The sequence below is a fragment of the Mycobacterium sp. 3-98 genome (assembly GCF_035918355.1).
GTDB lineage: Bacteria > Actinomycetota > Actinomycetes > Mycobacteriales > Mycobacteriaceae > Mycobacterium > Mycobacterium intracellulare.
In genome coordinates this window covers 1,731,489-1,751,871 of record NZ_CP142360.1, presented here as the reverse complement: position 1 = coordinate 1,751,871, position 20,383 = coordinate 1,731,489, and the positions used below count along the sequence as shown (strand labels likewise).

21 protein-coding genes are annotated in these 20,383 nt (G+C 68.7%); 6 read left to right on the top strand and 15 right to left on the bottom strand.

Going from position 1 to position 20,383, the window contains the following annotated elements; translation table 11 throughout:
- Positions 1–37: 37 nt before the first annotated feature.
- Positions 38–274: a microaggregate-binding protein 1 gene (gene mbp1, locus QGN30_RS08550; protein ID WP_008259513.1), complete on the bottom strand. Its 237-nt coding sequence runs from the start codon at positions 272–274 to the stop codon at positions 38–40.
- A 179-nt stretch (positions 275–453) separates the two neighbouring features.
- On the opposite strand from mbp1, the gene QGN30_RS08545 reads away from it, so the two are divergent.
- Positions 454–1,257, top strand: coding sequence for an SDR family oxidoreductase (locus QGN30_RS08545; RefSeq protein WP_038537282.1), 804 nt, complete (start codon positions 454–456; stop codon positions 1,255–1,257).
- A 2-nt stretch (positions 1,258–1,259) separates the two neighbouring features.
- Here QGN30_RS08545 and QGN30_RS08540 read toward each other — a convergent pair whose 3' ends face one another.
- From QGN30_RS08540 to QGN30_RS08510, 7 genes are read right to left on the bottom strand one after another with little or no spacing between them, the layout of a single operon-like run.
- Entirely contained in the window at positions 1,260–3,002 is a 1,743-nt protein-coding gene (locus QGN30_RS08540) for a complex I subunit 5 family protein (protein ID WP_326566808.1), read from the bottom strand.
- A gap of 4 nt (positions 3,003–3,006) precedes the next feature.
- Complete coding sequence (locus QGN30_RS08535) at positions 3,007–3,375, bottom strand: sodium:proton antiporter (RefSeq protein ID WP_014380866.1); 369 nt, start codon at positions 3,373–3,375, stop codon at positions 3,007–3,009.
- Complete coding sequence (locus QGN30_RS08530; protein ID WP_029385357.1) at positions 3,372–4,316, bottom strand: MnhB domain-containing protein; 945 nt, start codon at positions 4,314–4,316, stop codon at positions 3,372–3,374. Before QGN30_RS08530 ends, QGN30_RS08535 begins: the two co-directional genes overlap by 4 nt.
- The gene (locus tag QGN30_RS08525; RefSeq protein WP_014383119.1) at positions 4,294–4,593 is read right to left on the bottom strand and encodes a Na(+)/H(+) antiporter subunit B; all 300 of its coding nucleotides are present in this window, start codon (positions 4,591–4,593) and stop codon (positions 4,294–4,296) included. The genes QGN30_RS08530 and QGN30_RS08525 overlap by 23 nt, the downstream gene beginning before the upstream one ends.
- Positions 4,590–4,937 (bottom strand): monovalent cation/H(+) antiporter subunit G, encoded by a 348-nt coding sequence (gene mnhG / locus QGN30_RS08520; RefSeq protein WP_014712192.1) that lies wholly within the window; start codon positions 4,935–4,937, stop codon positions 4,590–4,592. Before mnhG ends, QGN30_RS08525 begins: the two co-directional genes overlap by 4 nt.
- A complete protein-coding gene (locus QGN30_RS08515; RefSeq protein ID WP_009956830.1) occupies positions 4,934–5,194 on the bottom strand; it encodes a monovalent cation/H+ antiporter complex subunit F in 261 nt (86 codons plus the stop codon). The genes mnhG and QGN30_RS08515 overlap by 4 nt, the downstream gene beginning before the upstream one ends.
- Entirely contained in the window at positions 5,191–5,730 is a 540-nt protein-coding gene (locus QGN30_RS08510) for a Na+/H+ antiporter subunit E (protein ID WP_014380868.1), read from the bottom strand. The genes QGN30_RS08515 and QGN30_RS08510 overlap by 4 nt, the downstream gene beginning before the upstream one ends.
- Positions 5,731–6,054: 324 nt before the next feature.
- On the opposite strand from QGN30_RS08510, the gene QGN30_RS08505 reads away from it, so the two are divergent.
- The 3 genes from QGN30_RS08505 (at position 6,055) to QGN30_RS08495 (ending at position 9,667) form a co-directional block, all read left to right on the top strand.
- Positions 6,055–6,453, top strand: a complete 399-nt coding sequence (locus QGN30_RS08505; RefSeq protein ID WP_008259529.1) for a heme-binding protein — start codon at positions 6,055–6,057, stop codon at positions 6,451–6,453.
- A 141-nt stretch (positions 6,454–6,594) separates the two neighbouring features.
- Positions 6,595–7,650, top strand: coding sequence for a DNA topoisomerase IB (locus QGN30_RS08500; protein ID WP_036397574.1), 1,056 nt, complete (start codon positions 6,595–6,597; stop codon positions 7,648–7,650).
- Positions 7,651–7,873: 223 nt separating this feature from the next.
- Positions 7,874–9,667, top strand: coding sequence for a thiamine pyrophosphate-requiring protein (locus tag QGN30_RS08495; RefSeq protein ID WP_009956826.1), 1,794 nt, complete (start codon positions 7,874–7,876; stop codon positions 9,665–9,667).
- 22 nt (positions 9,668–9,689) lie between these two features.
- Here the strand turns inward: QGN30_RS08495 and QGN30_RS08490 are convergent, their stop codons facing one another.
- Positions 9,690–10,349 carry a UdgX family uracil-DNA binding protein gene (locus tag QGN30_RS08490; RefSeq protein ID WP_009956825.1) on the bottom strand — a complete coding sequence of 220 codons (660 nt, stop codon included), beginning with the start codon at positions 10,347–10,349 and terminating at the stop codon, positions 9,690–9,692.
- Positions 10,350–10,416: 67 nt separating this feature from the next.
- A complete protein-coding gene (locus QGN30_RS08485) occupies positions 10,417–10,974 on the bottom strand; it encodes a hemerythrin domain-containing protein (RefSeq protein ID WP_014380870.1) in 558 nt (185 codons plus the stop codon).
- Positions 10,975–11,143: 169 nt separating this feature from the next.
- Here QGN30_RS08485 and QGN30_RS08480 point away from each other — a divergent pair, with 169 nt between their 5' ends.
- Together QGN30_RS08480 and QGN30_RS08475 are read left to right on the top strand one after the other, a co-directional pair.
- Positions 11,144–12,160, top strand: a complete 1,017-nt coding sequence (locus QGN30_RS08480) for a sensor domain-containing protein (protein WP_014383122.1) — start codon at positions 11,144–11,146, stop codon at positions 12,158–12,160.
- A gap of 84 nt (positions 12,161–12,244) precedes the next feature.
- Positions 12,245–13,216, top strand: a complete 972-nt coding sequence (locus tag QGN30_RS08475; RefSeq protein WP_014383123.1) for an aldo/keto reductase — start codon at positions 12,245–12,247, stop codon at positions 13,214–13,216.
- On the opposite strand, the gene QGN30_RS08470 is transcribed toward QGN30_RS08475, so the two are convergent.
- From QGN30_RS08470 to QGN30_RS08450, 5 genes are all read right to left on the bottom strand, one after another.
- Positions 13,213–13,980 (bottom strand): SDR family oxidoreductase, encoded by a 768-nt coding sequence (locus QGN30_RS08470; RefSeq protein WP_248923691.1) that lies wholly within the window; start codon positions 13,978–13,980, stop codon positions 13,213–13,215. The two genes, QGN30_RS08475 and QGN30_RS08470, sit on opposite strands and share 4 nt — an antisense overlap.
- Positions 13,981–14,072: 92 nt before the next feature.
- Positions 14,073–15,866 (bottom strand): sensor domain-containing diguanylate cyclase, encoded by a 1,794-nt coding sequence (locus tag QGN30_RS08465; RefSeq protein ID WP_014380872.1) that lies wholly within the window; start codon positions 15,864–15,866, stop codon positions 14,073–14,075.
- Between the two features lie 86 nt (positions 15,867–15,952).
- Complete coding sequence (gene glgX, locus QGN30_RS08460) at positions 15,953–18,112, bottom strand: glycogen debranching protein GlgX (protein WP_009954046.1); 2,160 nt, start codon at positions 18,110–18,112, stop codon at positions 15,953–15,955.
- A gap of 93 nt (positions 18,113–18,205) precedes the next feature.
- On the bottom strand, positions 18,206–19,387 hold the full coding sequence (locus QGN30_RS08455) for a zinc-dependent alcohol dehydrogenase (RefSeq protein WP_009954047.1): 1,182 nt from the start codon (positions 19,385–19,387) through the stop codon (positions 18,206–18,208).
- Positions 19,388–19,446: 59 nt separating this feature from the next.
- Positions 19,447–20,154: a GAF and ANTAR domain-containing protein gene (locus QGN30_RS08450; RefSeq protein ID WP_248923208.1), complete on the bottom strand. Its 708-nt coding sequence runs from the start codon at positions 20,152–20,154 to the stop codon at positions 19,447–19,449.
- Between the last annotated feature and the right edge of the window lie 229 nt (positions 20,155–20,383).

Genomic DNA, 20,383 nt, shown 5'->3' with positions numbered 1-20,383 from the left:
GAAACCGGGCCGGGACCGGAACCCTCGAGCAAGCGGCTTACTGGTTTTTCTTCTGGCGCTCTTCGGCCGCGTCCGCGCCGGCCCGCGCCGACTCGGCTTCGGCTTCCTTCTTGCCCGCGTCGCGTTGGGCGTCGGCTTTGTCTTGCTGGGCCCGGCCCTCGTCGGCAAGGTCGTCACGGCCGAGCACGGCCCCGCCGACCTCCTTGGCCTTGCCCTTCACGCCCTCGACGGCGCCCTGCACCGCTTCCTGCGGCCCGCTCTTCTGGTCCCCCATGGGTCGACCTCCCTCTCGGTGGTGAGTGAGCTTGCGCTCGATGGCACCTAGGGCGTTCCCGCCGCACGCCTCGCCAAACGCCCCGCCGTCGCATCCACGACCCACGTATCGGAGCGTCGATCGGTCGGTTTGAACGGGGTTTTACCGGGTAGTAGTACTAGCCGGCGGCGCGAAGGGGGGTGAAGGCGGTGACCACCATCGCCGTGATAGGGGCCACCGGCACGGCCGGGTCCCGCGTTGTCGCCCGGCTGAGGTCGCGCGACGTCGCGGTGGTCGAGATCTCACGCGAGCAGGGCGTCGATGTGTTCAGCGGGTTGGACCTGTGCGAGGCGCTCCAGGGGGTCGACGTCGCGATCGACGTGTCCGATCCGGTGCCGCCCGAGCCGTCCGACATCGGCCAATCTCTGGCCACCGCCTCGCACAACATCGTGGGCGCCTGTGCCATCCAGGAGGTGCACCGCCTGGTGGTGCCGACGATCGCGGGCATCGACGACCCGGAATTCGACGGCATCCCCTACTACGAAGGCAAACGGGCGGCGAAGAACATCGTGCTCGACGGCCCGGTGCCGACCACGATCGTGAAATCCACCCAGTGGTATGAATGCGCCACCCACTGCGATGCGGTGAGCTGCGACGGTGACGAGGTGATCGTCGAGGACTGGCTGATTCAGCCGATCGCCGCCGACACCGTCGCCGACGTCCTCGTCGAGGCGGCGCTGGGACAGTCGCACACCCCGCGGACCATCACCGGCCCACACCCCATCCGCCTGCCCGAACTGACATCGAAACTGCTTGCCCAGCAAGGCGATGGCCGGCAGGTGCGGACCGTGCGGCCCGCGGTGGCCGCGCTCGCCAACGGGGCGCTGTTGGCGTCCGGGCACGCGGTGGTCGTCGGTCCCGACGTCGACACGTGGCTGCGGACATTGGCGCCGAGCACCGACGGGCACCACGCGCCCGACGGCGAAAAACCCGGCGGGGGCTGAGCTCACAGCAGCAGCGCACAACTGACGACGATCATCCCGCCGGTGACGAACGCGGCGTAGTCGTTGATGCTCCCGGTGTGGACGCGCCGCAGCCACCCCAGCGATCGCGCAACGCCGTCGCGCCGCAGCGCCAGCACCAGCAGCGCCACCCCGAGGATCAGCTCGATGGCGATGGTTCCCAACGTCTTCGGTTCGACATAGCCGAATCCCACGCCGGGGTCCGGCAGCGTGACCGCCGACCCCAGGGCGCCCGCCGCATATCCGGCCGGGTCGAGCAGCCCGGCGGTGGCGGGGCCGGCGACGTGCGCGACGAACGGGCCGGCCAACACGCCGAAGCCCAGGCAGCACGCGCTCAACATGATCAGGCTGGCCTTCATGCCCGGCCGGATCGGCTCCAAATGGGCGTATGCCCGGTTCCGGCGGCGGTAGAAGCCCAGGTATGCGGCGCGCCCCAGGGCGGCGACGGTCAGGACCTGCGCCAGCAGCGCACAGCCCAGCACGGCGGGCCGGTCGGACAAACCCTTGTGTATCAAGCCAAGTGAGGCATATCCGTTCAGCGGCGGCAGGCCGGCGATCGACAACACCCCGACCGTGAACGCCGCGGTCAGCAGCGGACGCCGACGCACCAGCCCGCCCATCTCGGAGAGCTTGGTCAGCCCGGTGGCGTGCACCACCGCGCCGGCGCACAGGAATAGCAGCGCCTTGAACAGTCCGTGGTTGACCAGGTGATAGACCGCACCCGCGACGCCGTCCGCGGTCCTGCTCGCGAATCCCGTTGTCAGGACTCCGGTTTGGGCGACGGTGTCCCAGGCCAGCAATCGCTTGAGGTCGTCTTGCAGCAACGCCATCGCCGCGCCGACCAGCGCCGAGGCCAGGCCGAGTCCGGTCAGCAGCGCCGGCAGCGACGGCAGGTTCACGAATACCTGCAGCCTGAGGCGGGCCAGCGCCACCACCCCGAGGTCGACCATCAGCGCCGAGAACAGCGCCGACACGGCGCCCGGGACGGGGGTGTGAGTGTCGGGCAGCCAGGCGTGGAACGGCACCAGGCCGGCCTTGGTCGCGAAGCCCGCCACCAGAAACGCGACCGCGAGCAGCGTCGCCCTGGTGGCACCGGTGGCGACGGCGCCGTGCAGTTGCCCGAAGTTCAGCGCCCCGGTCGCCGAGTAGAGCATCGCGCTGCCGATGAAAACCGAGAAGCCGGCGATGCTGGTGAGGACCAGGTTTTTGAAGGCGGCCTCCACCGCGATGGGGCGTTCCAGAAAGAAACCGGTCAGGCCGTAGCTGGCCAGCGCGGCCACCTCGAACCAGACGAACAGATTGACCGTGTCGGCGGTGAGCGCGGCCCCGATCAGCGCAGCCAACAGCAGCTGCACCAGGCAGGCCAGGCCACCCAGCTCTCGGCGGCCGAGGTCTCCGAGTTCGGAAAGCGCGCTGACCACCAACACGATGCCCACCCCGGCGGCCAGCGTGGCGAAGGTGAGCCCGAAAGGGTCTGCCACCAAGGCGATTCCGAGCGACGCACCCCGCACCGGGTGTTCGTTGGACAGGAAGTGCGTCAACAGATGACCGGTACCGGCGAACACGCGCGCGGCGACGCCCAGCAGCACCGCCAGCGATGCGCTCAACGCGGTCACCGCCACCCACAGCGGCGCCCGCCGCGCCCGCCGGGCGGCCAGCGGGGCCAGCACCGCGCCGATCAGCGGGAGCACCACTGGCAACGGGAGCAGCTGCGCGGGCGTCGGCACCGGCTCAGCCCCGCAGCTCGGTCAGGTCCGCCGCGTCGACGCTGCGGTAGTGCTGGGCAACCCGGACCACCACCGTCAAGAACACCGCGGTGATGGCCACCCCGATGACCACCGCGGTGATGCAGAAGTTCTGCAGCACCGGATCGGCCACATTCCCGGCAACCAGGTCTTTTTGAGTGCGCCCGCCCGGCAGCCCGGCGAGCACCGGCGCGGTCGAGTCGTTGCGATAGGCCATCGACACCAGCAGCAGATAGGTCGAGGACTCCATCAGTGACAGGCCGAGGACGATTTTGATCAGGTTGCGGCGCGACGTCACCGCGAACAAACCGAGGCAGAACAACACCCCGGCGGCGACGTAGTTGGCGACGATCATGATTCGTCCTCGTCGGGTGTCCAGTCATGTCCCATGCCCAGCAACGCGAACACCGCGATCGTGATGCCGGTGGCCACCTCCACCAACTCGGCGGCCGAGATCACCTGCAGCGTGCCACCGGCGCGGATCGTCTGTTGGGGCGCCAGCGGAAGCCAATTGTCCAGGAATGAACCGGTCAGCCACATGCCCACCAGGCCAACCGCGACAATGGCTGCGGCACCGGCCATTTCGGCGACCTCCAGCGTCGCCGGGCGCACCGCGGCGCGCACCGCGCGGTGCCCGAGCGCCGTATAGAGCAGGACGACGCAGCCCGCCAGCACCACCCCGGCGGGAAAACCGCCGCCGGGCGTGTAGCCCCACGCGGCCAGGTAGACCCCGGCGACCGCCAGGATGACCGCCGCGACGCGCGCGCCCACTCGCACCACCACCGTCATCGCGACCGCTCGCTCCGGGGCGGGCGCGCCCAGCGCGTCGTCGTCGGCGTGCTCGGGGGCGGGCTCCGGCTCGTCCCGGCGCTCTTGGTCTTCCGCCGCACGCGCCTGTGACTCCCGCCGGTCGGGGCCTTCGTCGGGGTCGGCCTTCTCCTGCTCGGCGCGCCCGGCGCTGGCTTCGCCGACGAACTCCGATCGCGGTTCGCGGCCCCGCGAGAGCAGCAGCACCGCGACGACGGCGGCCAGCAACAAAAACGTCTCGCCGAAGGTGTCGAAGGCTCGGCTGCCGTAGACCACTTCGCTGACCACCTCGGTGGTCCCCCACCGCGGCAGCGCGATCGCCATCGCGTGTCTTGCGATGTCCGGCAACGCGTTTGAACCGTCGGGCAAGGCCGTGAAGCCGACGGCCACCACGGCGGCGAAACCGCCGACCAGCAGCCCGCCCAGCCACGCGCGATGCCACCCGGCCTCGCGCGGGGATCGTCGATCAGTCATCGCGGGCACCACCATCGTCGAGGGCCTCGCCCAGCTCACCCCGGTCGAAAACGTCGGTGCGAATCTTCCCGATGGCGATCAGGTACAGGACCGGCTGGGCGATCGCGCCGACCGCGACCGTGGCGAGCGCGACGTCCGGCGCGGCCATGACCACGAACAGCGCGCCCAGCACGGTGCCCATCGCCGACAGGGCCATCACCGAACCGGTGATGCTGCGCAGGAACACCACCAGCACCGCGCAGCCGACGACCAGCGCCAGGCACAGATAGTCGACCGCCCACAGCGATGTCACCGGCCCGCTCCGGGCCCCTCGGGCTGGTCGATGACCGCGCCGTGCCACATCGGCACCCCGGTCTTGTACGCCGCCCGCGCCAACGCGTGCGCGGCGATCGGATTGACCAGCAGGAGCAACACGGCGACCAGCAGCGCCCTCGAGCCGTACTCGGTGAAAGGCCCTTTGGCCACCGCCAGACCGGCCAACAGCGGTAACGCGCCGGCGGTGATTGTCTTGGAGGAACACTGGATTCGCGTGTAGACGTCGGGCATGCGCAGGATGCCGATCGCCCCGCTCAGCGAAAAGAACACTCCCACAACGCATAAGACGATCACTAGTGCGTCGGTGACGACGGAGCTCACAGCAGACCCCGCTCCAGGTACCGCGCCCACACCAGCGCGCCGAGGTAACTGAACGAGGCCAGCCACAGCGCCACGTCCAGATAAATCGCGCGTTCGGCCACGGCGGCGTAGAACAACACCACCAGCGCGCACTGCGTGGAGATGGTGTTCAGCGCGACCACGCGATCCGACACCGACGGCCCCCGCGCCAGCCGAATCAGCAGGACGCACGCCACCAGCAGCTGCGCGATGCAGACCCCCGAAAGCACGCCGCTCATCCGCTTGTCCCGCCCCGAGACCGGCTCACCGCGATCACTCGGCTCTCCAGCGGCCCGTTCACCGATTCCCGCGCCGGGCCGCGCGGCACGGCCATCGCGTGATACTGCAACAGGTGCCGGCCGCGATCGAGGTCGACGAACTGGTTGTCCACGACCAGGGACGTCAGCAGGCCCGTCGCGGCGAGTTCCCCGTCGGAGCGCGCCTGGGTCGGCGCGATGATCATGCCCGAGCGCAGCGGCCGCGACGGCGACAAGATGCGGCGCGACAGCGACAGGTTGGCGGCCACGATGCGCGCCGCACAGGCGGCCGCGAGCGCCACCAATGCGGCGAGACGGCGAGGCGCCAACGCCGACCACGGCCCGGCGACCGGGCCCAGCGGAGCGAAAGCGAACCCGCACCCCACCGCCACCACCAGGCCGACCAGCAGGTTTTCCACTGTCGGGGTCCAGGTCAGCAGGATCCACACCGCAAAAGCCCATGCCGTCAGCGCCACCACCCGCTGCGCACGCGCCGCAATGCCCACCCCGATGCCCACCTTTCGCCCTCGTATCGCGGGGACGGTCCGGGATACCCGTCGCACGGCATGATCAACCGTCCACGGTGGGCCGCACCCCGAATAACGATTGCGTCACGATCGACATCACGATTGGTTAAGAACGGGTGCGTTCTCTTAGAAATTTGCGGACCGCTTCACGGTTCGCTTAGCAAAGACGGCCGCGAGCGCCCTCAGCGGCCCAAGCGCGCCCCGTCGTTCGTCGTCAGCGAACATCGCCACTGTTTGCCTCCGCTACTTTGGATTTCGAGGATCGGGAGCCTCAGTCGAAAGAAATCCATTTCGTTTCGAAGGACAACAAACATCATGAAAATCAGCAGTATTGTCGCGCGCCGCCGAGTGGCCGGAGTCAGCGCCGGCTGCCTGCTCGGGGGGATGGCCATGGGCATCGTCGGCGCGCCGTCGGCTGCCGCGGCACCCGACTGCAGCCCCGCCGGTGTGAACTCCACCGTCTCCTCGGTGCAAGGATCCGCCGAGCAGTATCTGGCTGCGCACCCCGGGGCCAACCAGGTGGTGACGGCCGCCTATGGCCAGCCGCGCCCCGAGGCCGCATCGAGCCTGCGCAGCTACTTCACCGGGCACCCGCAGGAGTACTACGACCTGCGCGGCATCCTGGCGCCGATCGGCGAGACCGAACGGCAGTGCAACGTCACCGCCCTGCCGCCGTACCTGGAGTCGGCCTACCACGAGTTCATGGCCGGCTGATCCAGCCCACGAGACGACCCGCCACGACGTTGTGGCGGGTCGTTTCCGCGTTGACCCCCGAGGACCCGTGTGAACGGCTTTGCGGGCGGGTACTTCTGGCGAATATCGGTGCGGGCGGCGAACGGGAGTGGAGGGCCGATGATGCGACTGCGTCGCAGCGTGCTGAGCAAGCCGGGAATCGCGCGCAAGCGTCGCGGAAAGGGCTTCTCGTACTACGAGCCGGGCGGCAAGCCGGTTTCCGATCCGGAAACCCTGCAGCGCATCAAGGATCTGGTCATCCCGCCGGCGTGGAAGAAGGTGTGGATCTCGCCGCATCCGAACGGCCACATCCAGGCCGTCGGCGTCGACGCCGCCGGCCGCCGGCAGTACCTCTACCACTCCGCGTGGCAGGCCGAACGCGCCGAGGAGAAGTTCGACCGGGTGCTGGAACTGTCGACGCGGCTTCCCGCGTGCCGCGCCGAGATCGCCAAAGACCTTGCGCGCCAAGGCCTGACCCGCAAGCGGGTGCTGGCGCTCGCGCTGCGGCTGCTCGACCGCGGTTACTTCCGCGCCGGCGGCGAGCAATACGCCGAGGAACACGAGTCCTACGGGTTGTCCACCCTGCTATGTGAGCACGTGGTGGTCCGGCGCGACGCCGTCGAATTCGACTTTCCGGCCAAGAGCGGGGTTCGTCGCACCGTGGAAATCGAGGACCCCGACGTGGTCCGCGCGGTGCGTGCGCTGATGCGCAGGCCCGACCGCACCGAGCGATTGCTGGTGTGCCGCAACTCTTCCGGGTGGATCGATGTGCGCGCCGATGACCTCAACGCCCGATTCAAGGAGCTGGCCGGCGACGACTACACCGTCAAGGACCTGCGAACGTGGCACGGCACGGTGCTGGCGGCCGCGGCCTTCGCCGACGCCGACCCGGCGGTATCGGGCCGGGTGGCCAAGCGCGTCGAGGCCGCCGTGATGAAAGAGGTCGCCGAGGAGCTGGGCAACACGCCCGCGGTGGCGCGCGGTTCCTACGTGGATCCCCGCGTCGTCACCGGCTATGAGCAGGGTCTGACCATCGCCGCGGCGGCGCGCCGCGCCGAGCGCGCCAAATCGCCCGACCTGGCGCAGGAGATTCTGGACAAGGCCACTCGAATGCTGATCCGGCGCCTGGCCAAGGCCGACAGCGCCAACGGATCGTCCGGCCTGCGCAAGACGGCATGAACGATTCCCCACCGCCAGCTGTTAACTCGCTGTGAGTCCACCGGGCGGACCGTGAAGGGGAATAACAACCCTCTTTGCGGGTAACCCGGCACCTGTGGGAAGTGCCAAAGCCGCCCATGCGCGGCCGCCTGCCGTAGTCACGCCTGCCTGCAGGTGGTTCAACCAACAGCCACACACGCCCACCCGCCAGCACTGAAGAACCGTCTGCCCAGGAGGGAACAACATGTCCAAACAAGAGGTCTCCGACTACCTGCTGGAACGGTTGCGGGCGTGGGGCGTCGAGCACGTGTTCGGCTACCCGGGCGACGGCATCAACGGCCTGCTCGCCGCATGGGGCCGGGCGGATAACAAGCCCCAGTTCATTCAGTCGCGACACGAGGAGATGAGCGCCTTCGAGGCGGTCGGCTACGCGAAGTTCACCGGCCGAGTGGGCGTCTGCGCGGCGACATCGGGCCCCGGCGCGGTCCACCTGCTCAACGGCCTCTACGACGCCAAACTCGACCATGTCCCGGTGGTGGCGATCGTCGGTCAAACCAACCGCAGCGCCATGGGCGGCAACTACCAGCAGGAGGTCGACCTGCTGAACCTGTTCAAGGACGTCGCCAGCGACTACGTCCAAATGGTCACCGTCCCCGAGCAATTGCCCAACGTGCTGGACCGCGCGATCCGCATCGCGATGACCCAGCGGGCGCCGACGGCGTTGATCATCCCCAGCGACGTCCAGGAGCTGCCGTACTCGCCGCCCGAGCACGCGTTCAAGATGGTGCCCTCCAGCCTGGGCATCGAGTACCCAGACATCGCCCCCGACGACGCCGCCATCGCGCGCGCCGCCGACGTCCTCAACGCCGGCAAGAAGGTCGCCATGCTGGTGGGCACCGGGGCGCGCGGGGCCCACGAAGAGCTGGCCGAGGTCGCCGACCTGCTCGGCGCCGGCGCGGCCAAGGCGCTGTTGGGCAAGGACGTCCTTTCGGACGAATTGCCTTGGGTCACAGGATCGATCGGGCTGCTGGGAACGCGGCCGAGCTACGAGCTGATGATGGGCTGCGACACGCTGCTCACCGTCGGATCCAGTTTCCCCTACACGCAGTTCTTGCCGCAGTTCGACCAGTGCCGGGCGGTGCAGATCGACATCGACGGGCGAATGATCGGGATGCGCTACCCGTACGAGGTCAACCTGGTCGCCGACGCGAAATCCGCACTGCGCGCCCTGATTCCGCACCTGCGCCGCAAGGAGGACCGGTCGTGGCGCGAAGGCGTCGAGAAGAACGTGGCGCGCTGGTGGGAGACGATGGACAAGGAAGCCATGGTCAGCGCCGACCCGATCAACCCCATGCGGCTGTTCTCCGAGCTGTCCCCGCAGCTGCCCGAGAACGCCATCGTCACAGCCGATTCCGGCTCGTCGGCCAACTGGTACGCGCGCAACCTGCGCTTCCGCGGCAACATGCGCGGCTCGCTGTCGGGGACGCTGGCGACGATGGGCCCCGGGGTTCCCTACGGCATCGGCGCGAAATTCGGCCACCCGGACCGGCCGGTCATCGTGTTCGCGGGCGACGGCGCCATGCAGATGAACGGCATGGCCGAGCTGATCACGATTAAGCGCTACTGGAGCGAGTGGAAAGACCCCCGCCTGATCATCGCGATCCTGCACAACAACGACCTCAACCAGGTGACCTGGGAGATGCGTGCGATGGCCGGCGCCCCGAAATTCGCGGAGTCCCAAAACCTTCCCGACGTCGACTTCGCCGCGTTCGCGGCCAGCCTGGGCCTGAACGCCATGGCGATCAAGGATCCGGACGAATTGTCCGACGCGTGGCGCAATGCCTTGTCGGCCGACCGCCCCACCGTGCTGGACGTCTTCACCGATCCCGACATGCCGCCCATCCCGCCGCACGCCACCTGGGAGCAGTTCAAGTCGGCCACCACCGCGGTGTTGTCCGGTGACGAGGACCGTGTGGGCTTCGTCAAGGTTGGCCTGAAAACCAAGATGCAGGAGTTCATGCCGCACAAGAAGAGCTGACCCGGCCGGGTCGGCCGAGCGGCTACGCCAGCCCGGAGCGGGCGATGCGCAGGTCGTCGACGAACGACTGGTAGACCTCGTCGCGGCGGTCGCTGCGGTCGCGCAACACCGACGACGGGTGCACGGTCGCCACCACGATGGGCTCGGGCGTCCTTGCGATGTCGACGGACTCCGGGAGCTTCAGCTCCCGGCCCCGCTGCTCGGAAACCCGAAAGGTGGTGCCCAGCAACGATTGTGCGGCCGTTGCCCCCAGGCACACGATGACCTCGGGCTGCACGGCCTCGATCTCGGCGATCAGCCAGGGCCGGCAGGCGACGACCTCGGTGCGGCCGGGCTTTTGGTGGATGCGCCGTTTGCCACCCTTGCGGGTGAACTTGAAATGCTTGACGGCGTTGGTCTGATAGGTGAGCACCGGGTCGATGCCGGCGTCTTCGAGCGCCCGGGCGAGCAGTCGGCCCGCCGGCCCGACGAACGGCTCACCGGCGCGGTCCTCCTGGTCACCGGGCTGCTCGCCCACCAACATGATCGGCGCCCCGGGATGCCCGTTGCCGAACACGGTTTGGGTGGCATCTTCGAAAAGCGCACAGCCGTGGCATGTTTCGGCCGCGCTGCGCAGCGCGTCGATGTCCCGCTCCTCGGGGAGATAGCGGTCGGCGCCGGGGGCCTTCGCGGTGGCTGTCATGAGAATGTGGCGGCGTGGGTACCCCCGCTCCCCCACCGAGCGGGGGTACCCAGCCTCGGGTGGCTCGTCAGCCCTTGCCCACGATGGCGTCGCGGGCACGGTCGAGCATCGCGGCGAACGGGCCCGCGGCCAGGTTGGCCACCTGTGATTCCACACCGGCGTGGGGCCGGGTGGGCGCGATGGCTTCGGCGAGCTGCGCGGCGCGGCCCATCCGTTCCAGCTCGTCGGCGCTCAATTCCTCGCCCAGCTTGGCGAATTCGTCGTGCTCCTCGTGCTCGGCGTGGTCGATCACCGCGTCGCGCAGCTTGGTCAACTCGCGGGTGAATTCCTCGCTGTCGACGTCGAGCTTTTCCAGCCGCTGCAGCACGGTCTTGGCCTCGTGCTCTTCGTGCAGCCGCTTGTCGACCACGGTGGTGCCATTGGCGATCTTGCGCTTGGCCCGCGGGTGAACGATTTCCTCCTCCGCGGTCTCGTGCACGGCGAGCAGCCGCCGAAGCTCGACGAAGGCCTTCTCCCGTGCTTCTCCGGACGCCGCCAGGGTGTCGGCGAACATCGCCTTGATCTGCTCGTGCTGACTGACGAGAAAGTCGACCACGTCGGTGGGCGACGTGATGGCGCGTGCCATGGTGTCCCTCCCATCTCCCTTGGTTCGACGCGCAGGGCTGCTGCGCGCTCACCGAAGCGGCTACCCGGCGAAATCGGCCATCAAACGGGTGTGGGCGCGCCCGGGTGGGGTATGTGTCCCTGGTCGTGGGCTACATTTCGGGCAGGTTCGGCCGCGAAGGAGGCACGGCGTGACCAACCCCCAGGACCCGTATTGGCAGAACCCGCTGAGTTACGACCCACTCGGCCGGGTCCCCCCGATCGAGCCGATGGAGCCGATCGAACCGCCGGCGGAACCGCCCGGGATCCCGCCGCCGCCCGCACCCCCGCCGTACCGCCCGGCCGTCAACACCCTCGCGACGCTGTCACTGGTGTTCGCGTTCGTGTTCGCTCCCGCCGGAGCGGTTCTGGGGCACCTCGGGTTGGCGCGGATCCGGCGCACCGGCGAACTCGGCCGCGACCGCGCCCTGGTCGGGGTGACGCTGTCGTACGTGTTCATCCTGTTGGCGGTCGTCGCGCTGGCCGGATGGGCGACGCTGGGCGGGTCCACGTCGTCGCACCGGACGGCCCACGACGCGACCACGTCGGCCGGACCGCCGCCCCCGACCGTCCCACCGGACACGATCACCACGCTGCTGCCCGGATTGGACGCGCTGCGGAACATCACCTCCGACGCGAACCTCGAGGTCGGTCCGACGTGGAACAGCCCCGGCCGCTCGGCGCAGGACGGCAGCATCGACCGCCCGGAATGCTGGGGAAGCATCGCCGCGGGCAGCCCGGACGCCTACACCCCGGGCTCCTTCACCGGGTATCACGCCGGCGAATTCACCGACACGCGCAGCATGTTCAAGTCGATCCAAGTCATCCAGGGCGTGGCGGCTTTCCGCGATCCGGCCGGGGCGCAGTCCCAACTGGACACGCTGCTGTCCGGATGGCGCCAGTGCGGCGGCTCGACCGTCACCGTGACGGCTTCGGGTGGGCAGCCGATCAAGATGGCGGTGAGCGCTCCCGCCGACGCCGGCAACGGCATCACCACATTGGACTTGACGCCCAAGGGAATACAGGTGCGCTCGGCGCGAGCGGTCGCGGCCAAGGCCAACGTCGTCCTCGACCTGAACGTGTCGGCCAGCGGCACCACGGACAGCGAGCGCCCGCGGCTGGCCGCGGTCACCATCGCCAACTACATCCTCGGCAAGATCCCGGGCTGAGCGGCAGGCAAGGTCAACTGTTCACGCGTGGCGACCCGCCGCGCCCGGCTCCGCCGCGCTTGCGATCGCCACTAGGCTGACCGGATGAAATACGTCGACGTCGACGGGGTCGGACGGGTCAGCCGGATCGGCTTGGGCACCTGGCAGTTCGGCTCGCGCGAATGGGGTTATGGCGACAGCTACGCCGCCGGCGCCGCGGGCGACATCGTGCGGCGCGCCCGAGCCCTGGGGGTGACGCTGTTCGACACCGCCGAGGTCTACGGGTTGGGCAAGAGCGAGCGGATCCTGGGCGAGGCGCTCGGCGACGAACGCGCCGAGGTGGCGGTGGCCAGCAAGATCATGCCGGTCGCTCCCTTCCCCGCCGTCGTCAGGCAACGCGCGCGAGCCAGCGCCCGGCGGCTGGGACTGGACCGCATCCCGCTGTACCAGATCCACCAGCCCAACCCGGTGGTGCCGGACTCGGTGATCATGCCGGGGATGCGGGACCTGCTGGACCGCGGGACGATCGGCGCGGCGGGCGTCTCGAACTATTCGCTGCAGCGATGGCAGAAGGCCGATACCGCGCTGGGCGGGCCGGTGATCAGCAACCAGGTGCATTTCTCGCTCGCCTATCCGAAGGCGCTCAAGAACCTGGTGCCTTTCGCCGAACGGGAGAACCGCATCGTGATCGCCTACAGCCCACTGGAGCAGGGACTGCTGGGCGGCAAGTACGGCGTCGACAACCGCCCCGGCGGCGTTCGCGCGATGAACTCGTTGTTCGGCACCGAGAACCTGCGCCGCGTCGAGCCGCTGCTGCAGTTGTTGCGCGACGTCGCAACGCAACTCGGCGCCAAGCCGGCACAGGTGGCGCTGGCCTGGTTGATCAGCTACCCGGGCGTGGTGGCCATCCCCGGCGCGTCCAGCGTCGAGCAGCTCGAGTTCAACGTCGCGGCCGCCGACATCGAGCTGCCGACCGAATCCCGTGACGCGCTCACCGAGGCGGCGCTGGCGTTCCGGCCGACGTCGGCGGCGCGCTTCCTCACCGACCTCGCGCGCGAGAAGCTCGGCCGGCGCTAGGACTGGTTGGCCTCGGCGAACGCGGCCGGGCTGGCCGGCGCGCCGCGCGCGACCACGAGCGGCATCGACGTCGAGGCGTTGGTGCGCAGGATGGTGTGCACGACGTCGATCAGGTCGTCAACCGGCATCAATTTGCCGGGCATGCAGCCGCGCGACGACCACAGCGGAACCGCCTTCATGGCGAGGTCCATATCCCAGTCGGCGTTCATTCCGGTTGCCGCGTCGCCCTCGCCGCCCGCGCACTCCCCGACGATCAGGTTGGTGAAGCCGACGTCGGAGTGTTCGGCCCGCCACGCCTCCACGAGCCGTTCCAGGGCGGCCTTGCTGACGCCGTACGCGCCCAGGCCCGGCCACGGCGGTCCGAAGGTGCCCGCATCGGAGGACAGGTACACCGCCTTGCCGGCCGACGCGGTCAAGTGCGGCATCGCCGCGGCCGTCACCAACGATGCGCCGATCACATTGGTGTCGAAGATGCGCCGCCACGTGTCGGCGTCGGTGTCCACCATGCGCACGAGCGGCCCGACGGCGGGTGTGTAGACGAGGTTGTCGATCCCGCCGAGGGCTTCGACGGCCCGACCGATCGCCGCCCGGCAGGACGCCTCGTCGGTGACGTCGCATTCGATGGCGGTCGCGTTCGGGCCGGCCTCCTTGGCCGCGGCCTCGATGCGCTGCAGACGCCGGGCAAGCAACGCGACCTGATCGCCGCGCTGCGCGAGACCGACCCCGATGCAACGCCCCAGCCCACTCGAGGCGCCGACCACCACTGTCCTTGACATATTCGCCCTCTCTTGTAACGCGAGACGCTGTCGCCAGAAACCTACCGGATGCGACTCGTCCGTTGGCGATCACTCGCTACTTAAGTCGCCACGACGGCGTTCCGGTCGCCCGACTTGGCCCGGTACATGGCCTCATCCGCGCGCGCGGTGACCGCGTCGACGGACTCGGCGGGAAGGGCGAGCGTGGCACCGATGCTCAAGGTCGCGCCTATCGTGTTGCCGGAAACGTGGATGGGTTCGGCGACGCGCCGGCGAATCTTCTCGGCGATCTGGGCGAGCTCGTCGGCGCTGCGGACGCCGGGCAACAGGATCAGCATTTCGTCCCCGCCCGTGCGCCCCACGGTGTCCTCGCGGCGGACGCTCGCCCGGATCCGCGCCGCGACGGTCGCCAGCACGACGTCGCCCGTCCCGTGTCCCCACCGGTCGTTGATCGCCTTGAAGTGGTCAACGTCGCAGAACAGCACGCCCACATGCGTTTCGGGAGGCCGCGGTTGCCGCAGCGCGGCGTCCAGGCGGGCCAGGGCCTCGGCCCGGTTCACCAGGCCGGTGAGGGTGTCGAACCGTGCCAACCGTTCCAATTGTTGTTCGGCCTCGACCTGATCGTCGACCACCCGCAACGCCGCGATGAGCCCATCGGTGTTGCCCTGGGCATCGGTGTAAGGCTTCCCATGACCGTCGACCCAGTGGTATTCGCCGTCGAGGGAACACACCCGGAAGCGTTGGAGCACCTGTTCGCCCCCCGCGATGCGGCGCAGGGCGGTTTGGAGTTTGTCGCGGTCCTCGGGGTGGATGCGGCGGGCGAAATCCGTGCCGGTCCACCTCGACAGCGGGCCGCCCAGCGCGGGTTCCACGGACGGGGAGATCCACGCGACCCCGCCGCCGCGAAAGTGCACGATGATGTCGACGGCGTTGTCCGCGAGGATGCGATATCGCGTCTCGGCCTCGGCGCGTTGCTTGCTGGCCAGCTCCTTGGCGATCAGCAGGTGCTGCTCGCGCTGGCTGAAGTAGAAGGTCACTGCGCCGACGACCGCGGTTCCCAGCAGGATCGAGAAGGTCCACTGCGCGTTGGCGTCCGGGCCGAGCTCCAAAAAGATCGGCCTCACCACGGCCACGACGAGCGGAAAGCCGGCCAGGATCGCGAGCAACCGGACCAGCGAGGACCGGTCGGGCCGCGCGAGCAGCCACGCGAGCGGAAACCGGTCAACGCGCGCCAGCGACGTGGCCGCGACGAGCAGCAACAGGGCCGCTGCCGTCAGGAACGCCTGGCCCTTTGACGGCGAGACCCCCACCAGCGCCAGCGCGTCGAACAGGTAGGCCCCGGCCGTGACGAACGGGATGGCAGCGCTCGCCGCCAGGCACAGCGGCCAGACCGCGCGGGTGCACCGATCCACCCGGATCAGCGCGACGGCGGTCGCCAACGGCAGGGCCGACAACGCGGTCTGAACGCTCGGGCGCCCCGGCCACGACCACTCGCGCATGCCGACGGCCTCACCGAACCAGATCCTGTCCACGGTGAACGAGCCGAGGCTCGCGTACTCCGCGAGCACGAGGACGGCGAAGGCGGCCGCGGCCGCGGCCAAACACCGTCCGGCCCATCGGCGCTCGCGCGAGGGACTCCCCCATTGCAGCAGGATCGCCGCGCCCAGCGCGGCCAGCCACAGCGCGGTCCACGGCATCATCTGCGGCCAGGTCGGATAGATCCGCGTCAAGCGCTCGATGCCGGCCGTCCAGCCCACCCACGTCAGCGCTGCGACCACGAGCACCAACAGCGCGGCGGCCCGCCCGGAGGTGTTCATCGCCGATTCCAGTCGCGCGTCAGGACCGGGCCTGTCCATCGGCTGTCCCTCTCGTTCCCGGCGCTCGGCGCGCAGCATCAATGCCGCCGCCGAAAAAATTAGCCGATGTGGCTTGTCGGCGAGAGCGATTCACCCGATCGGGGGAACGGGGCGGTCGTCGGGGACTAGCTCGACGGGAGTCCCTGCAGCACCACGGCGGTGTGGGCTTCCACGTTGAGGGTGCCTCCGCCGGGCACCTCGTCGGCGGGGGTGGTCTCGTCGGGCCCGGTGTACACCACGACCTGCCAGGCGGCACCGAATTCCTTTGGCGGAAGGGTGAATTCGATCGGTTCGTGGTGGGCGTTGAAGCACAGCAGGAACGAATCGTCCAGCACCCGTTGGCCCCGCTCGTCGCGGCCGGGGATGCCGTGGCCGTTGAGGAACACCGCGACGGACTTGGCGAAGCCCGCGCCCCAGTCCTCGTCGCTCATCTCCGTGCCGTCGGGAGTGAACCAGGCGATGTCGGGCAGCCCGCCCTGGCCGCGGCGGCCCACCGGCTTTCCGGAAAAGAACCGGCGCCGCCGGAACACCGGATGCTCGGCACGCAGCGCCGACACCGTGCGGGTGAACTCCAGCAGGCCCGCGTCGGCGTTGGCCCAGTCGATCCAGGTGAGCTCGTTGTCCTGGCAGTAGCCGTTGTTGTTGCCGTTCTGGGTGCGGCCGAGTTCGTCGCCGTGGCAGATCATCGGAACGCCCTGCGACAACAGCAGGGTGGTCAGGAAGTTGCGCTGCTGCCGGGCGCGTAGCGCCTTGACGGCCTCGTCGTCGGTGGGGCCTTCGGCGCCGCAGTTCCAGGACCGGTTGTGGCTTTCGCCGTCGTTGTTGTCCTCGCCGTTGGCCTCGTTGTGCTTCTCGTTGTAGGACACCAGGTCCCGCAGCGTGAACCCGTCGTGGGCGATGACGAAGTTGATCGACGCCACCGGTCGCCGCGCGGTGTGCTCGTAGAGGTCTGCGGAACCGGACAGCCGGTAGGCGAATTCGTCGAGGGTGGCGGGCTCGCCGCGCCAGAAGTCGCGGACGGTGTCGCGGTACTTGCCGTTCCATTCCGTCCACTGCGGCGGGAAGTTGCCCACCTGATAGCCGCCCGGCCCGACGTCCCACGGTTCGGCGATCAGCTTGACCTGGCTGACGGTCGGATCCTGTTGCACGAGTTCGAAAAACGTCGACAGCCGGTCGACGTCGTAGAACTCGCGGGCCAACGTCGAGGCCAGGTCGAAGCGGAAGCCGTCGACGTGCATCTCGGTCACCCAGTAGCGCAGGGAATCCATGATGAGCTGCAGCGCGTGCGGATGCCCGACGTTGAGGCTGTTACCCGTGCCGGTGTAGTCCATGTAGTACTGCTTGTCGTCGTCAACCAGCCGGTAGTAGGCGGCGTTGTCGATGCCGCGCATCGACAATGTCGGCCCCAGGTGGTTTCCCTCGGCCGTGTGGTTGTAGACCACGTCGAGGATGACCTCGATGCCGGCTTCATGCAGCGAGCGCACCATGGCCTTGAACTCCTGCACCTGGCCGCCCGGTGTGGTCGCGCTGGAGTACTTGAAGTCGGGCGCGAAGAAACCGATCGTGTTGTAGCCCCAGTAGTTGGACAGGCCCTTGTCGACCAGCGTGGAGTCGTTGGCGAAGTGGTGCACCGGCATCAATTCGATGGCCGTGATGCCGAGATCCTTGAGGTGGTCGATGATCACCGGGTGGGCCACCGCGGCGTAGGTGCCGCGCAGCTGTTCGGGGATGTCCGGGTGGGTCTGGGTCAGGCCCTTGACGTGTGCCTCGTAGATGACGGTGTCGGCGTAGTGGCGGTCCGGTGGGCGGTCGTTTCCCCAGTCGAAGTAGGGGCTGATCACGACCGACTTGGGCATGCTGGCCGCCGAGTCGTCGTCGTTGCGGCTGTCGGGGTCGCCGAAGTTGTAGCTGAAGAGCGATTGATTCCACTCGAACGAGCCGTCGATGGCCTTGGAGTACGGATCCACCAGCAGCTTGTTCGGGTTGCATCGGTGCCCCGCCTGCGGGTCGTACGGACCGTGCACGCGGTAGCCGTAGCGCTGGCCGGGTTCGATGTTGGGGATGTAGGCGTGCCAGATGAAGCCGTCGACCTCGGGCAGGGTGATGCGGCTCTCGGTGCCCTCGGCGTCGAACAGGCACAGCTCCACCCGCTCGGCCACCTCGCTGAACAGCGCGAAATTGGTGCCCGCGCCGTCGTAGGTCGCGCCCAGGGGGTAGGCCCTGCCGGGCCACACCTCGCCGGTGGGTGTGGGGGCGCCGGCGTCTGCGGCCTCTGCTGGAGTCATGGCGCATCCAATACCCGGCGAAAGCGCCGGTCAAACTCCCGGGCCGCTCGCCGGGGCGGCGTCACTACACGGAAAGCCTTGTGGCATAGCCGATCACGGATTGAGGATGACCTTCACCGCTCCGTCCTGCTTCTTCTGGAAGATCTCGTACGCGTGCGGCGCCTCATCGAGCGGAAGCACGTGGGTGGCAAACGTGTCGACGCCGAGCGGGTCGTCGTCGGTCAGCAGCGGCATGATGTCGTCGACCCAGCGCTTGACGTTGGCCTGCCCCATCCGCAGGGTGACCTGCTTGTCGAACAGGGTGAGCATCGGCAGCGGGTCCGCCATGCCGCCGTACACGCCGATCAGCGAGATCGTGCCGCCGCGCCGCACGATGTCGATGGCCGAGTACAGGGCGGACAGCCGGTCCACGCCGGCGGTTTGCATGAGCCGCTTGGCCAGCGCGTCCGGCAACAGCCCGGTGGCCTGCTGCGCCAATTTGGCGGTCGGCGAGCCGTGCGCCTCCATGCCCACCGCTTCGATCACGGAGTCGGATCCACGCCCGTCGGTCAGGTCACGGATCGCGTCACCGAGCGAGGAGTCGAGCCGGCCCACATCGATGGTGTGAATGCCGCGTTGCGCCGCGCGGCCCAGCCGCTCCGGGACCAGGTCGACGGCGATGACGCGGTAACCCAGGTGATCGGCGATGCGGGCCGCCATGTCCCCGATGGGGCCCAGTCCGAGCACGGTGACCGTGCCGCCCTCCGGGATGTCGGCGTAAGCCACCGCCTGCCACGCGGTGGGAAGCACGTCGGACAGATAGACGAACCGCGAATCGGGCGGTCCCACAGGGACTTTGATGTGGGTGAACTGGGCCTGGGGGACGCGCAGCAGCTCCGCTTGCCCGCCGGGGACTTCGCCGTAGAGCTCCGAATAGCCGAACAGCGCCGCCCCCATGCCCTGGTCGCGCACCTGGGTGGTCTCGCACTGGGTGTAGAGCTGCTGGCCGCACATGTAGCAACTGCCGCAAGAGATTTGGAAGGGGATGACGACCCGGTCCCCCACCCGAAGGTCGCCCGTCTGGGTGCCGACCTCCCGCACGATGCCCATCGGTTCGTGGCCGAGGATGTCCCCCGGCTTCATGAAGGCCCCGAGGATCTCGTAGAGGTGCAGGTCCGACCCGCAGATGTTGGTCGATGTCACCTCGACGATGGCATCGGTGGGCTGCTCGATCTTCGGGTCGGGCACCGACTCCACCCTGACATCGCGCTTGCCGTGCCACGTGACAGCCTTCATGGAAAGGGCGCATACCCGTCTGCCACCCGACGAAACGACGGCGCCGGCGCCCGTCGTGGTCAGTGCGCGCGGTGCTTGAGCGGATGCTCGCTCTCGATCAGCGCCCGCGCGATCTCGATCAGCTTGATGTTGGATTGTTGCGAGACCCGGGTGAGCAACTGGAACGCCTGAACGGCGTCGATACCGAAGCGCTCCATGATGACCCCCTTCGCCTGCCCGATGATGTCGCGCGAGGCCAGGGCGCTGCGGAACTGATCGTTGCGGCGCATCATCGACCACGCGAGGGCAATGTGCGTGGCGAACACCGTGCCGATCTCCACCGACTCCTCGCTGAACGCGTGCGGGTGGTCGGCATAGAAATTCAGCGCCGCCATGCTGCCGCCGTCGATGAACAACTCGAACGACAGGATGGAGCGGATCGGGGTCTGCTCGAGCGCCATGCGGCGGTAGCGCAACCAGCGCCGTTCGGCGCTCAGGTCCGTGATCTGCATGATGTGGTGCTCCCAGGCCGCGGCCAGGCAAGGCCCCTCGCCGGAGGTGTCCTGGATGGCGTCCAGCACCATCGGGTAGCGATGCGTGGCGACCACACTGCTGACCGACGCGCCCTTCTCGGCCAGGGTGATCCCCGCGTACTGGGCGCCGGTGACGTGCTGGACCCCGTCGTCGAGCAGTTCGTGCAGGCCGGCCGCGGTGCCGCTATGTTCACGCTCCAGATTGGCCACCAGCTCCACCAAATGATTGGCAATCGTGGCGCTGCCGTCTCGCATCACATCACCCCCGGAACCGTTCGTGGCCCGCAGAGCCCTTCCTGATAGGCGTCGCGATGGCATCGCAAAGCCGCGCATACCAACGCTCACCAGAAGTCTATGAGCCATACAACGAAGCGCAAGGCACGATAACGAAACGCCAGGACAACAGCGTAGGCGGCGGCATCCGAGCGGGAGGACGCCCTGGGCCGTTTTGCCCGGCCTGTCCCCTTGGATTCCCTTGTCGAAC